The sequence below is a fragment of the Archangium sp. genome (assembly GCF_036277355.1).
Lineage (GTDB): Bacteria > Myxococcota > Myxococcia > Myxococcales > Myxococcaceae > Archangium.
In genome coordinates this window covers 17032-29580 of sequence record NZ_DASUNC010000130.1, presented here as the reverse complement: position 1 = coordinate 29580, position 12549 = coordinate 17032, and the positions used below count along the sequence as shown (strand labels likewise).

General features: G+C 68.8%; 11 protein-coding genes and 2 pseudogenes. 10 read left to right on the top strand and 3 right to left on the bottom strand.

Translation table 11 applies throughout. The annotated features are described in order from the left end of the window. The first annotated feature begins 33 nt into the window (after positions 1–33). The 8 genes and pseudogenes from VFZ09_RS31450 to VFZ09_RS31415 all read left to right on the top strand — a co-directional run bounded on the left by VFZ09_RS31450 (position 34) and on the right by VFZ09_RS31415 (position 7593). Entirely contained in the window at positions 34–795 is a 762-nt protein-coding gene (locus tag VFZ09_RS31450) for an ABC transporter permease (protein WP_329731401.1), read from the top strand. Positions 796–889: 94 nt separating this feature from the next. Beyond that, the gene (locus VFZ09_RS31445; protein ID WP_329731400.1) at positions 890–2482 is read left to right on the top strand and encodes a serine/threonine protein kinase; all 1593 of its coding nucleotides are present in this window, start codon (positions 890–892) and stop codon (positions 2480–2482) included. A gap of 51 nt (positions 2483–2533) precedes the next feature. After that, a pseudogene (locus VFZ09_RS31440) lies at positions 2534–2644 on the top strand (serine hydrolase); the annotation flags it as partial. A gap of 73 nt (positions 2645–2717) precedes the next feature. Further along, entirely contained in the window at positions 2718–3539 is an 822-nt protein-coding gene (locus tag VFZ09_RS31435; RefSeq protein WP_329731399.1) for a TlpA family protein disulfide reductase, read from the top strand. 151 nt (positions 3540–3690) lie between these two features. Then, positions 3691–3981: pseudogene (locus VFZ09_RS31430) on the top strand (hypothetical protein); the annotation flags it as partial. 298 nt (positions 3982–4279) lie between these two features. Next, on the top strand, positions 4280–4960 hold the full coding sequence (locus VFZ09_RS31425; protein WP_329731470.1) for a hypothetical protein: 681 nt from the start codon (positions 4280–4282) through the stop codon (positions 4958–4960). After that, a complete protein-coding gene (locus VFZ09_RS31420) occupies positions 4960–6000 on the top strand; it encodes a hypothetical protein (RefSeq protein WP_329731466.1) in 1041 nt (346 codons plus the stop codon). Before VFZ09_RS31425 ends, VFZ09_RS31420 begins: the two co-directional genes overlap by 1 nt. A 12-nt stretch (positions 6001–6012) precedes the next feature. Then, positions 6013–7593, top strand: coding sequence for a DUF1501 domain-containing protein (locus VFZ09_RS31415; RefSeq protein WP_329731398.1), 1581 nt, complete (start codon positions 6013–6015; stop codon positions 7591–7593). An 11-nt stretch (positions 7594–7604) separates the two neighbouring features. Here the strand turns inward: VFZ09_RS31415 and VFZ09_RS31410 are convergent, their stop codons facing one another. Together VFZ09_RS31410 and VFZ09_RS31405 are read right to left on the bottom strand one after the other, a co-directional pair. Further along, positions 7605–8957, bottom strand: coding sequence for an Hsp20/alpha crystallin family protein (locus VFZ09_RS31410; protein WP_329731397.1), 1353 nt, complete (start codon positions 8955–8957; stop codon positions 7605–7607). A 35-nt stretch (positions 8958–8992) separates the two neighbouring features. Next, entirely contained in the window at positions 8993–9922 is a 930-nt protein-coding gene (locus VFZ09_RS31405; RefSeq protein WP_329731396.1) for a sterol desaturase family protein, read from the bottom strand. A 100-nt stretch (positions 9923–10022) separates the two neighbouring features. On the opposite strand from VFZ09_RS31405, the gene VFZ09_RS31400 reads away from it, so the two are divergent. Together VFZ09_RS31400 and kaiC are read left to right on the top strand one after the other, a co-directional pair. Continuing rightward, a complete protein-coding gene (locus VFZ09_RS31400) occupies positions 10023–10718 on the top strand; it encodes a response regulator (protein ID WP_329731395.1) in 696 nt (231 codons plus the stop codon). Then, positions 10715–12136 (top strand): circadian clock protein KaiC, encoded by a 1422-nt coding sequence (gene kaiC, locus VFZ09_RS31395; protein WP_329731394.1) that lies wholly within the window; start codon positions 10715–10717, stop codon positions 12134–12136. Before VFZ09_RS31400 ends, kaiC begins: the two co-directional genes overlap by 4 nt. Before the next feature lie 60 nt (positions 12137–12196). On the opposite strand, the gene VFZ09_RS31390 is transcribed toward kaiC, so the two are convergent. Then, positions 12197–12379, bottom strand: a complete 183-nt coding sequence (locus VFZ09_RS31390) for a hypothetical protein (protein ID WP_329731393.1) — start codon at positions 12377–12379, stop codon at positions 12197–12199. Positions 12380–12549: the final 170 nt, after the last annotated feature.

Below are 12549 nucleotides of genomic sequence, written 5' to 3'. Positions count from 1 at the left end.
ACCCGACTCCTCACGACTTCCCACGACGACCACATGAACACGATTGGGATGAAGTCCCTGCTGGCCAAGGAGGTCCGCCGCTTCATGCGCGTGCCGGGCCAGACGGTCCTCTCGCCGCTCATCAGCACCTCGCTCTACTTCCTCGTCTTCGGCTACTCGCTCTCCGGGCGAGTGCACGAGGTGGAGGGCGTGCCCTACCTGCAGTTCATCGTCCCGGGCCTCGTCTTCATGGGCCTGGCCAACAACGCCTTCCTCAACAGCAGCTCCTCGCTCTTCATCACCAAGATTCAGGGCACGGTGGTGGACCTGCTGGTGGCGCCGCTGGGGCCGCTGGAGCTGATGGCCGGCTTCATCGGCGGGGCCATGGTGCGCGGGCTGATGGTGGGCGGGCTCACCTGGGCGGTGGCCACGCTCTTCACCGGCTTCCGCCTGGAGCACGCCCCCGCCGCGCTCCTCTTCCTGCTGCTGTCCTCGTACACCTTCAGCGTGCTGGGGATATTGGCCGCCGTGTGGGCCGAGAAGTTCGAGCAGATCAACTTCTTCCCCACCTTCGTGATGCTGCCGCTCACCTTCCTGGGCGGCATCTTCTACTCGGTGCGCGAGCTGCCCTCGCCCTGGAATCACATCAGCCTCTTCAACCCCATGGTCTACATGGTGGAGGGGCTGCGCTACGGCATGCTGGGCCAGAGCGGCTTCTCTCCGCTGTTGGGCGCCAGCATCCTCGTGGCTGTCGCCCTGCTGGCCACGGGCGTGGCGTGGGCCGCGTTACGCTCTGGCTACAAACTGAAAGCCTGAGTGGCCAACGCTCGGTTGCCTGCCTGCTCCCGCGACAGAATGTCGCGGCGAGGACATTCGCTGATTCTCAGAAGCCGGGTTATTGTGTTGCGTCATGGCTGTTGCCTTCGGCAAGTACCAATTGCTGCGCAAGATTGCCTCCGGCGGGATGGGACAGGTGTTCCTGGCGCTGGAGCGAGGCGCGGGTCTGGAGAGACTCGTCGTCCTCAAGCTCATCCTGCCGCACCTGGCCGAGGATGAGGACTTCCTCGCGATGTTCCTGGAGGAGGCGCGGCTGGTGGCCCGGCTGGCGCACCCCAACCTCATCACCATCCTGGAGCTGACGGAGATCGACGGCCGGCACTGCCTGGCCATGGAGTACGTGCAGGGCGACGACGTGCGCCGGCTGGAGAAGTTCGCGCGGGCGCAGGGCAAGCCGCTGCCGGTGGGGCTGGTGCTGCGCATCATCGCGGAGGCCGCGGCGGGGCTGCACTACGCGCACCAGGCGCGCAACCCGCAGGGCCAGCCGCTGCAGCTGGTGCACCGGGACGTGTCGCCGCAGAACATCCTGGTGGGCTTCGACGGAGGCGTGAAGGTCATCGACTTCGGCGTGGCCAAGGCGGCGGGAAGCGCGTCCAACACGGCCACCGGGGTGCTCAAGGGCAAGTACCCGTACATGTCTCCCGAGCAGGCCAACGGCCAGCCGGTGGATGGGCGCAGTGACTTGTTCGCCCTGGGCGTGGTGCTCTGGGAGATGCTGACGGGCCGGCGCCTGTTCAAGGGCGAGTCGGACCTGATGACGCTGCGGCTGGTGCGCGACTGCCAGGTGCCGCCGCCCACGCAGCTCAACCCGAAGCTGCCGCCGAGCGTGGACGAGCTGGTGCTCCGGGCGCTGGCACCCACGCCGGAGGGGCGCTTCCCGGACTGCGGGGCCTTCCGCCTGGCCATCGAGGACTACATCCTCCAGTACCGGTTGCCGGCCAGCAACGCGCACCTGTCCGCGTACCTGAGGGACCTGTACACCGAGCGCATCACGCGCGAGTCGGATCCCGCCAACCTGGATCAGCTCGCCGAGGACGCGGACCTGGACTCGAAGTCCAACTCGTCGCGCAGCAGCGTGCGCTCGCAATCGCATCAGCCCGCGGGCCCGAAGCTTCCCACCCCGGGGGGGACGGGAACGCCCGTCGTTCCGCCGCCCCGGCCGCTGACGAACAGCCGCGGCCCCCAGACGCTGTCGATTCCACCGGTTCCCGAGCCCAAGCGGCGCATCCCGCGGGTGGCCCTCCTGGCCAGCGTGGGCACGCTGCTGGTGTGCGCGGGGGCGGCGATCGTCATGTTGCGCCAGCAGCCGGCCGAGGTGCAGCCGGTGACGGAGCCCGCCCCGGTGGTGCGGACGCGGACCGAGCCGCCCTCCACCGGGCAGACCGCGCAGGAGGAGCCCCCGCCCGCGAAGCTGCTGAAGGTGCTCTCGGAGCCGGCGGGCGCGTTGGTGGAGGTGGATGGGAAGCAGTACGGCCCGACGCCGATGGAGCTGCCGCTCCCCGCGCAGCCGGTGAAGGTGGCGCTGAAGCTGGACAACTACGAGACGGCGGAGCGCTGGGTGTCCGCCGACGACGCGCCCGGGTTCTCGGTGAAGCTCACCCCGAAGGTCTCGGCGCAGAAGCCGCCACGCCGCAACCCCGCGCTGGACATCAAGATGGGCCGTTGACCCGCCCCTGTCCCTCCGGGTGAGGGACGGTGTGCCGGGACGGTGTGAGGTATGGAGGGGGTCAAGCAGTTCACGGCCATGGCCATCCTGCGGCTCGTCGAGGAGGGCAGGCTCCGCTACGACGACCGGGTGGCCGAGGTGCTCCCCGGCTTCCCCGCACCTGTGGCTCGCCAGCCCCGGGGCGACTCCCTGGCCCTTCGAGACCTTCCCCAACGCGCGCTAGACTGGGGGAGACATGTCTCCATCGCTCCGCTCCCGTTCGCTGCTCGCGTGCCTGCTGTTGATGACGGGCCTCGCCTGCGGCACGAAGAGGAAGCCCTCCGAGGAGTACACCCAGGCCTACCTCGCCTTCGGGCGGCTGACGGCCACGAAGTCGGACCTGGCCTATGTCGACCCGGAGATGACGACGATCGAGGAGCTGCTGCACCGGGTGCCTCCCCAGAGCATGGATGCGGAGGCGGCCTCCCGGCTGCTCGCGCGCATCGCCCAGGAGCGGCAGCGTGTCCTGACGGAGCAGGAGGCGATGAAGTCCAAGGTGGCGGACGACCTCGCCGGGATCGCGGGGCTGAAGGTGGCCAGCGCGGGTGACGCCAGCGAGGAGGAGAAACCTCGCGAGCTTCCGGGCTTCAACGGCCGCGTCGAGACCGTGGAGGTGGACGCGCTGCTGGAGCGGACGCGCACGGGGAACAAGGCCACGCTCGTCTTCGTCTACGCCTCGTCGTGCTCGTCCTGCCGGAAGATGTTCCCCACCGTGAACGCGGTGGCCCTCAACTACCGTGAACAGGGCCTGGAGGTGGTGGGCCTCTCGCTCGACACGGATGAGTCCGAGCTCGTCCGGTATCTGCAGCGGTCGCCCCCCGTGTTCACGCCCCTGCGCGCCGCGCCCCATGAGCCCGAGAGCCTCGCGCGCGTGGTGGATGACTTCGGAGGGACGTACCCGAACAACATCCCGTATCTCGCCCTGCTCGATGACAAGGGGAAGCTGGTGGCGGAGTCCCCCGGCAAGCTCCACCCCAGCTCGCTCGCGGCCCACATCGAGCAGGTCCTGCTGCGCTGAGTCCCCTCTCCCAGAGGACTCGTGGTTTCTCGACACGTGATACCGCGCACGGCCGAGCGCACCGGGTCCGCGTGCCCTCGCGGCCTTCCTCGACCCGCATACCCGGAAACCCTTATTTACTCGCAAATATCGACACCATTAGGGTCGAAGCATGCACTGGCATTTGCACTCGAAGCGCGCGGCCATGATGGCCGTGATGTTCGCGATCTCAGGCATTGCCGGAACCCAGGCGCACGCCCAGCAATGCGGCCCCGAGGCTCCAACAGAGGTCGAACCCCCCAATGACCGGATGAGCGACACGCGGCTCATGCGGCGCATCCTGCTCGGGCTCACCGGCACCACGCCGACCCTCGAGCAATACGAAGCGATGATGTCCGCGGCCACGCCCGAGGCGCGCGAGGCCCTCCTGAGCTCGACGCTCGAGGACGCACTGGCCTCGCCGAAGTTCTACGAGCGCATGCTGCGCTTCGGGCACGAGTGGCTCGCGGTGGGCGCGTACACCACCGGTGCTTCCGGCGACGCGTACCAGGGTGACATGTCCGGCCACCTCCACAAGTGCGCCGGCAACACCCTGCACCCGGGTGCGTACTACCACGTGAACGACTCGAAGGCCCCGAGCAAGCTGTGCAACGACCAGGACCCGGACGGCAATCCCGCCGTGGCCGAGGTGCACTCGGTCGAGCCCTGGTGGGCCCCGGGAACCACCGTCGAGGTGCTCGGCAAGGCCGGCTCCAACCACCATGATGGGCGCGCTGTCCTCGTTCCCGCGCGAGCGCGTCCGGGCCGCCCGCTTCCTCGAGATGTTCGCCTGCCAGAGCTTCTCGCCGCCTCCCGCGGACGTGCACTTCCCGCCGTACGAGACGGACCCCGCGACCGGCGGAACGTGCCTGCACTGCCACAAGACGCTCGACCCCGCGGCCATCGCCTTCAAGCGGTGGGACTTCACCCCGTTCACGAGCTACTACGTCCCGTGGCCCTTCATGCCGGGCGTGGGCAAGCAGCGCATCACCAAGGAGTGGCTGTCCGGCAAGTATCCGCACAACGGCTCCTCCCCGGGCTACCGGTGGAGGAACGCGTTCCTTCCCAACACCGTGCTCACCCCCGTCACCCCCGAGCAGATCGCCGCCAATCCGGAGGCGGTGCTGCTCGACACGATGCCCGAGTCGTACACGCTGCTCGGCATGCACGGCGACGGCACCATGGGCCCGCTCGGCTTCGGCAAGCTGCTCGTGCGCTCCGGCGAGTTCGACCGCTGCGCCACGCGCAAGCTGTACGCCATGTTCATCGGCCGGGAGCTGAACCCGGCCTCCGAGAAGCACTTCATCGACAAGCTCGCGAAGGAGTTCGTCGCACGCGACCGCAAGCTCCGTCCCTTCATCCGCTATCTCTTCGAGCAGCCCGAGCTGCGGAGGGGTCTGTGATGCGTACGCCGCGTTGGATGCCGAGAACCGCCGCGCTGCTCTCCCTGGCGCTCGCCGTGGGGGCCTGCACCGAGAAACCACCACCGGGCGGCACCGATAACCCGGACGATGGCGGGACGTGCGCCCCCGTGAACAGGAACGATGAGATCCGGCTCGGGCTCGCGCCCGCGTGTGAGGGCTGCCACCTCACCGGCAACAAGCCGTTCTTCGCCTCGCTCACCGCCTTCGAGAACGGGCTCGTGTACGACGAGCGGTACGTGAAGCGCGGAGACCCCGAGAACAGCCTGCTGGTGCAGCTGCTCGAGGCCACCGCCTCCGGAAGCTACCGCCAGATGCCGCTGGGCCAGCGCTACGACGAGATGGTCGCCAGCGGCCACGTCACGCTGACCATCGACCAGGTGAAGACCTGGATTCGCGAGCTGCCTCCTCCGCCCGAGCGGCTGGAGGTCGCGGATCCGCAGGCGTTCTCCGTCCGCTGGCTCTCCGCCGAGGAGATGGTGGTGAGCCTGATGGATCAGCTCGGGCTCACGCTCGAGGACTTCGTCAGCACCACGGATCCCAACTGGCGCAACAAGGCGTACGTGGTGAATGGCGGCAAGCTCTTCGTGTGGCCCGGGGATTGGTCCCCCGGCATCTCGAACGAGTACGTCTCCGACTCCCGGAGCGTCGAGCGGTACGACGCGCTCGGTGGCGGCAACTCGCTCGTGTACCGCAAGAAGGACGTGGGCTTCGGACCCTCCGCCGCGCAGACGCTGGTGCAGATGTCCCAGGCGTGGTGCGCGCGCGCGGTGGACAAGAAGGGCAACACGGCCGTGCTGCGCTACGTGACGCTCACCGACACCACCGCGAAGAACCCGGACGCCGTGCAGAAGAACCTGCGCGCGCTCTACCTGCGCATGCTCGGACAACCGCCCTCGGAAGCGGAAGCCAGGCAGCTGTTCGAGCAGGTCTATCTCCCGCTCGAGGCGCAGAGCCCGCGCCTGGGCTGGATTGGCGTCTGCGCGGCGCTCATCCGTCACCCGCTGTGGCTCACCTACTGAACCGAGGACACCATGACGACCACTTCTCGTCGCACCCTGCTCAAGTGGGCCCTCGGGGCGGGACAGTTCGCGCTCCTGGAGCGCGCGGGGCTGCTCGGCTCGAGTGCCGCGCACGCCGCGGACACCGACGTCCCCTCCCGGCTCGTGGTTCTCTACATCCCGGGCGGCTACCGGCCGGCGTACTACTTCACCCCGATGGACGACGCGGACATTCCGCTCTCCGTCCCCACGCCCTCCACCTACAGCGGCGAGCCCGTCTTCTTCGACGCCAGCAAGGTGGTGAACCTCGCGCCCGCCAACGGTCCCTACAAGCCGCTGCGCACCTGGCAGTCGTGGAACCCCGCCAACCCCGGCGCGCGCGGCGGCTACAGCCCGCTCATGTATGGCTTCCAGCACTACGCGCTGCACGAGCAGGTGAGCGTGCTGCACGGCATCGACCAGGGCAGCAACGACCACTCGAGTGCCTTCATCGCCTCGATGAGCGGTGTCGCCGGGGCGGACTACCGGGCGCCCGCCGTTCATTCCGTCATCGCCAACCACCTGTACGAGAGGTACCGCGAGAGCCGGCCCCTGCCCTTCGTGGTCGTCTCGGGTGAGCGCGGCACGCCCATTGGAATGGGACTGCCCTCGCACGCCTCACCCGTGCGCGTTCCGTCCATCCAGGCGCTCAAGCCGCAGCTCTCCTCGAAGCCCACGGACAACCCCTGGTGGACGGGGCTCGATGCGCGCACCGCGACGGCCGAGGTGGACGCGCGCGGCCAGCCCACCGGCGCCACCCTGAAGACGAACATCATCGAGCGCTTCTCGCTCTCGCGCACCCCGGGGATGATGGGCCGCTCGACGGCGAAGGTGGACAACTACCTCGAGGGCCTGCATGGCTCGCTGGCGTCCGTCTCGCGCGTGCTCGCGACGGACGTGGTGTCCGTGTTGGAGAACACCAAGGGCATCGACACGCTGACGGCCAACCGTCCCGCGTACATGTCGAGCTACCTCTCCAACCAGTCCTTCACGTACTCGTTCGGCCTGGCGAACTTCCACCTCACCGGGCTGGACCCGCGCATGGACCTGGCGTTGCGCCTGCTCAAGTCGGACCTCTGCACCTCGGTGCACGTCTCGCTGCAGCTCGACTTCGACACGCACAACGGCTTCGGCCACGGCTACAGCTGCGCGCACGGCCGCGGGCTCATGGACTGCGTCGCGCGCTTCCTCGGCGAGCTCAAGGCCGCGCCCGCTCCCGGCAAGCCGGGCAAGACGCTGCTCGATGACACGCTCGTGCTGGTGATGAGCGAGTTCGGCCGCAGCTGGGCCTCGCGCTCGAGCGACGGCAGCTACTCGCTGCCGGATGACCACCACCCGTACACCTCGGTCATGTTCGCGGGTGGAAACGTGGCGGCCAACCGGCAGGTGGGCTCGTACACCCCGCGCGGGCTCGGCGTGCCGGTGGACATCATCGAGGAGAACGGCCAGGCCTCGAAGCGCGTGCCCAGGGCCGCGGACGCCGTCACCACCGCGCTGCGCATCATGGGCATGAACACCCACGAGTTCTTCATCCCCGGCGGCTACGGGGAGGTCGTGGGCCTCCGCAAGGCGTAGGCGGCGGGCCCTCAGTCCGCCGCGGCCCAGCTCCTGAGGCGGGAGGACAGCTCCTCCTCGCCCAGGGCGCGCAGGTTCATGGCCATCTCCTGCTTCTCCAGGGACAGCGTGCCCAGCAGGAGCGAGGCCCCGGCGGCGGCCGTGCGCAGGGCCTGGGCGAGCGTGAAGACGGTCTCCGCCCAGGCCTCGGCGGCCTCCCCCGGGAGCTGTTGATGCCCGGCGTTCTGGAAGTCCTCGGGCCGGGGCTCCTGCGCCTGCGTCGCGCCCCAGCGGGCCAGCTCCAGCGTCTCCTGCATGCGGAGCACCCGCTGCTGGAGCTCGAGCTGGCTCTCCTTGCGGCGCGTGCGCACCTGCCACCGCTCCAGGAAGGGCCCGCCCTCGGAGGGGTACTCCCGCCAGACGTCGAAGCCGGCGAACTCCACGAACCGCCGCACCGCCTCCATCACCTGCCGCTGCACGGCGGGCTCCCCGTCGCGCAGGGAGACCTCCACCGGGAGATGCTGGTGGAGGGGCAGCTGCGCGATCCGCAACCCGCACCCGAGCGCCAGCCAGAAGCCATCCATCTCGTTGCGCAGGGACTGGTGCTGCGCGCGAAGCTCCTCCAGCTCTCCGCGGAGCTGCTGCAGCGGGTCCTGGGGAGGAGGCCGGGTGGAACGCCCGAGCATCTTCCGGGGACGCGCGGTGGCCCCGCCCGCCGGCAGCGTCACGGACAGCACGCCCTCCTTGAAGGAGGCCTCGATGCGCTCGCCGTCCATCCCCTCGGGCAGCAGGATGGAGCGGGAGAAAGCGCCCGCGCGCCGCCCGGACTGGAGGTAGCGCCGGAGCAGCGTCTCCACCTCCCGCCGCCCGCGCAGGCTCAGCGTCCGCCCCTCGAAGCGCATGTCGATCGCCGCCTGGGGAACGCCCGGCAGGTCCGCCAGCAGCATCAACCCGCTCCCGGTATCCAGCACGTCGATGGGCGGCCACTGTCCCGGCTCCGGCAGGGACTCCGTGTCCATCCCCTCCGGGCGCCCTCGCTTCGGGAAGCGGATGGTGAGGACTCCGTCGCGGTAGCCCGCATCGGGCTCCTCCGCGAGCTCCCGGGGAAGGAGCAGCTCCCGCTTGAAGGGGCCGAACTGGCGCTCCGCCACCAGCAGCCGTCCCTCCACCGCGGGGGGATTGCGGACCCCCTCGAGCACGAGATGCGTGCCGGCGAAGGTCAGCTCGATGTCCCGCTGATTCAGGCCTGGCAGTTCCACCTCGAACAGGAGCTGCTCGGGCGTCTCGGACACATCCGTGGCGGGCGACCAGCGGCCCTGGCGCCATTCCAACTCGTGGACCTCCGCTCCCGTACGCCATGAGCTGAGATCGATGCTCTCCGGCATGGAAATCCCCTCCTGCCCCCCGTCTTACCCCAATGCTACGCGGCGGTCGCTGGCGCGGGCTCCTGGGTCACCACCACCTGCTGCTTCCCGGCCGCGGCCCTGCGCCGCATGTCCTCGGTGGTCTCGCCCGTGCCATCCGGCCGCCAGCCCGGCGGCGCGAAGAAGTAGCCGAACACCTCGCGCGCGCTCCGTGCACTCCACAGGTCCTTCAGGAACGGACCGAACTGATGCAGGGCGATCTTGAACGGGTTGTACGTGTGCAGCGGATGCACCAGCCCGTACCGGCACGGCAGGTCCTCGCGCTCGGGGGTATAGGTGCCGAACAGCCGGTCGAAGAGGAGGAGCACGCCGCCGTAGTTGGCATCCAGGTACTCGAGGTTCGCCGCGTGGTGGACGCGGTGCGCCGACGGCGTGTTGAGGATGCCCTCGAGCGGGCCCAGCTTGGGGAACCAGTCCGCGTGGATCCAGAACTGGTAGGACAGGTTCAGGCTGTACGCGGTGAGGATGGACTCGGGCGAGAAGCCGAGCAGCGCCAGCGGCGCGAAGATGGCGTAGGCGCCGGTGATCTTGCTCGTCCAGCCGAGCCGGGCCACCGTGGTGAGGTTGAGCTCGTTGGGCGTGTGGTGCACCGCGTGCGAGAGCCAGAACCAGCGCGTGCGGTGCCCCAGCCGGTGGTACCAGTAGTAGAGGAACTCCACGCCGAAGAACAGGATGACCCACGAGCCCACGCCCAGGCTCGTGGCATCGAAGAGCCGGTGCTTCTGGAGCCAGTACGCCCCCGGCAGCGCGAGCGCCACGGGAACGAACAGGTTGACGGAGCGGATCAACGCCACCGCGATGGAGGCCAGGCCCGAGCGCCAGTCGTACGAGCGCTTGAAGACGAACTTCAGCATCAGCGCTTCCAGGAGGGCCGCGGACAGCGAGAGGAGACCGATATACCGGGACGCCGCGTGGAGCTCACCCATGCCGGGCAGCCCTAACACCGCCCACGGATGAACAGCAAGCGACGGGTCCGCACCAGTTGCCGGACTCCACGTGAAGCGGTCCGGGTATCATCCCTGTCTCATGAGCCGAGAAGTGCTGTGCGTGGATGATGACGAGGTCGCCCGCTACCTCCTCGAGCGGGCGCTCGAGCTCGCGGGGTTCTCCGTCACCACCGCGGGAGGGGCACACGAGGGGCTGGCCCTGCTGAAGCAGCGCCGGTTCCAGCTGGTCATCAGCGACTACAACATGCCGGACGGGACGGGGACGTGGATGCTGAAGCAGGCCACTGCCGCCGGGTTGCTGCGAGACACGGAGGTCCTGATCTTCACGGGCAGTCCGGACGTGAAGGACGCCGCGGACCTGAAGATCATCGCCAAGGAGCGGGGCACGGACCACATCGTGGCCCAGGTGCTGAAGCTGCTGGGACCCGAGCCCGGACAACCCCCGCACCGGGTCTCCCCACCTTCCGCTCCGCAGGAGAGAGCCACGGCACGCATCGAGCTGGTGCTCTACACCGCGGGTCCCTCCCCCGCGTCGCTGCGCGCGCTCCGGCAGATGAAGGGCCTGCTCGCCCGATACGACTCCACCCAGGTGGACTTCCAGGTCGTCGATCTGGCCCAGGGCAGGCCCGCATCGGCCGAGGAGGACCACATCCTGCTCACGCCGACCCTGGTCCAGCACCGCCCCCTGCCGCGAACCTGGGTGGTGGGCGACCTGGAAGACACCTCACTCATCGAGGACTTGCTGGAGCATTCCGGGGTAGAGCGGAGGGAATGAGCACCATCCAGAAGCTGCCCTCGGGAGTCCCGGGGCTCGACGTCATCACGTATGGCGGTATCCCCAAGGGGCGGGCGACGCTCATCACCGGCAGGAGCGGCGCGGGCAAGAGCATCCTGTCCCTGCAGATCGCCTGCAACCTGGCCCGCTCGGGCATCAAGACGATCATCGTCACCATCGAGGAGACGGGCGAGGATCTCCTCTCCACCGCCGACACCCTCGGCTTCGGACTGGCCGACCTGGTGAAGGACGGGAAGGTGCTCATCACCGACCTCACGCGGCCCATGGAGGGGCCCACGCACGTCAGCGGGAACTTCGACGTGGAGGGGCTCGTCCACCTCGTCGGCGAGTTGGTGAAGAAGAGCGGGGCCACCGGGGTGGTGCTGGACTCGGTGACGGCCCTCTTCAGCCCCAAGCCCACCGAGGCCAACCTGCGCAGCCAGTTCTTCCGGCTCGTCTCGGCCTTCCGGCAGCTGGGGCTCACCTCCCTCCTGACGGCGGAGTCTCCTTCGGACTACGGGCAGCTCACCACGCTGGGCGTGGAGGACTTCGTCTGTGACACGGTCCTCATGCTGCGCAACCTCGTGGATGGGGAGCGCCGCCGCCGCTCCATCGAGGTGCACAAGTACCGGCGCAGTCCGCACTACAAGGGCGAGTACCCCTGCACCATGACGATGCAGGGGCTCACCGTCTTCCCGCTGGATGCGCGGCAGAGCGAGGAGCTGAACGAGGACGAGCGCTTGCCCAGCGGCGTGAAGGGGCTGGACGAGATGACGCAGGGCGGGTGGCTGCGCGACTCCATCGTGCTGGTGCGCGGGCCCTCGGGCAGCGGCAAGACGACGCTCTGCGGCATGTACGCCCGGGCCGGTGCGCTGCGCGGCGAGCGCGTCATCTACTACGGCTTCGAGGAGACCAGGCCCATCCTGATGCGCAACTTCGCCAAGGTGGGCCTGCCCCTGAAGGAGCTCGAGGCCTCGGGCAACCTCAAGGTGGAGTGCCGCTACCCGGAAGCGACCAGCCCGGAGGATCTGCTGGTGGAGCTGCGCGCGGGGCTGGCGAACTTCAAACCCTCGCTCATCGTCGTGGACAGCATCTCCTCCATCGAGCACTCCACCTCGGAGCGGGGCTTCCGGCAGTTCATGATCGGCCTGTCCTCGCTCATCCGCGAGCACAGCCGCAGCGCCCTGCTCACCCAGACCATCGGCACCTTCGTGCGGGACGACGCCGCGGCGCCCTACCTGTCCACGATTCCCGATGCGATCCTGGTGATGGATTACGCGCGCAAGCCGGAGGGCCTGGAGCGGACCATGTCGGTGCTCAAGATGCGGGGCTCCCAGCACTCCTCCGCCGAGCACCGGATGGCCATCGTGCCCGGGGGGCTCAAGGTCGAGCTCGTCGGAAAGGGCACCCCGGAATAGAAAAGGGGACACCGTCCGGAAGTCTCCGGAGAGGTGTCCCCCTGGCGGGCGAGCGAGGGCTCACATGTCCAGCGGCGGCTGGGGGCCCGGGATGATGTGCGCGATGTCCGGATCCGCTCCGCCCACCACGCGGTCGGGGCGATCGGCCTTCTCGCGCTTGCGCTCCTCGCGCTTGACCTGCTTGTCCTGATTGCGCTGCTGACGCGCGCGCTCTTTTTGACGCTTGATGAATGTGACCGTCATGGGTCTCCCAGGTGAGAGCCAGGCCCGTCCCCTTGCCGGGAGCGGGCCCATGCCTACAGGGTGTTGAAATGCCTTGAAGCGCCCCACCGGACACAGAAGGTGCCGCCAGCGGGAGCATTCAAGTTAAGCACCAGGGATGGGAGATGCCACTCCTCGTGCTCGCAATGAAA

Excerpts from the sequence above, each read along its gene's own strand:
- VFZ09_RS31450 (WP_329731401.1), top strand. The coding sequence starts at position 34 with ATGAACACGATTGGGATGAAGTCCCTGCTGGCCAAGGAGGTCCGCCGC.
- VFZ09_RS31445 (WP_329731400.1), top strand. The coding sequence starts at position 890 with ATGGCTGTTGCCTTCGGCAAGTACCAATTGCTGCGCAAGATTGCCTCC.
- VFZ09_RS31435 (WP_329731399.1), top strand. The coding sequence starts at position 2,718 with ATGTCTCCATCGCTCCGCTCCCGTTCGCTGCTCGCGTGCCTGCTGTTG.
- VFZ09_RS31425 (WP_329731470.1), top strand. The coding sequence starts at position 4,280 with ATGATGGGCGCGCTGTCCTCGTTCCCGCGCGAGCGCGTCCGGGCCGCC.
- VFZ09_RS31420 (WP_329731466.1), top strand. The coding sequence starts at position 4,960 with ATGCGTACGCCGCGTTGGATGCCGAGAACCGCCGCGCTGCTCTCCCTG.
- VFZ09_RS31415 (WP_329731398.1), top strand. The coding sequence starts at position 6,013 with ATGACGACCACTTCTCGTCGCACCCTGCTCAAGTGGGCCCTCGGGGCG.
- VFZ09_RS31410 (WP_329731397.1), bottom strand. The coding sequence starts at position 8,957 with ATGCCGGAGAGCATCGATCTCAGCTCATGGCGTACGGGAGCGGAGGTC.
- VFZ09_RS31405 (WP_329731396.1), bottom strand. The coding sequence starts at position 9,922 with ATGGGTGAGCTCCACGCGGCGTCCCGGTATATCGGTCTCCTCTCGCTG.
- VFZ09_RS31400 (WP_329731395.1), top strand. The coding sequence starts at position 10,023 with ATGAGCCGAGAAGTGCTGTGCGTGGATGATGACGAGGTCGCCCGCTAC.
- kaiC (WP_329731394.1), top strand. The coding sequence starts at position 10,715 with ATGAGCACCATCCAGAAGCTGCCCTCGGGAGTCCCGGGGCTCGACGTC.
- VFZ09_RS31390 (WP_329731393.1), bottom strand. The coding sequence starts at position 12,379 with ATGACGGTCACATTCATCAAGCGTCAAAAAGAGCGCGCGCGTCAGCAG.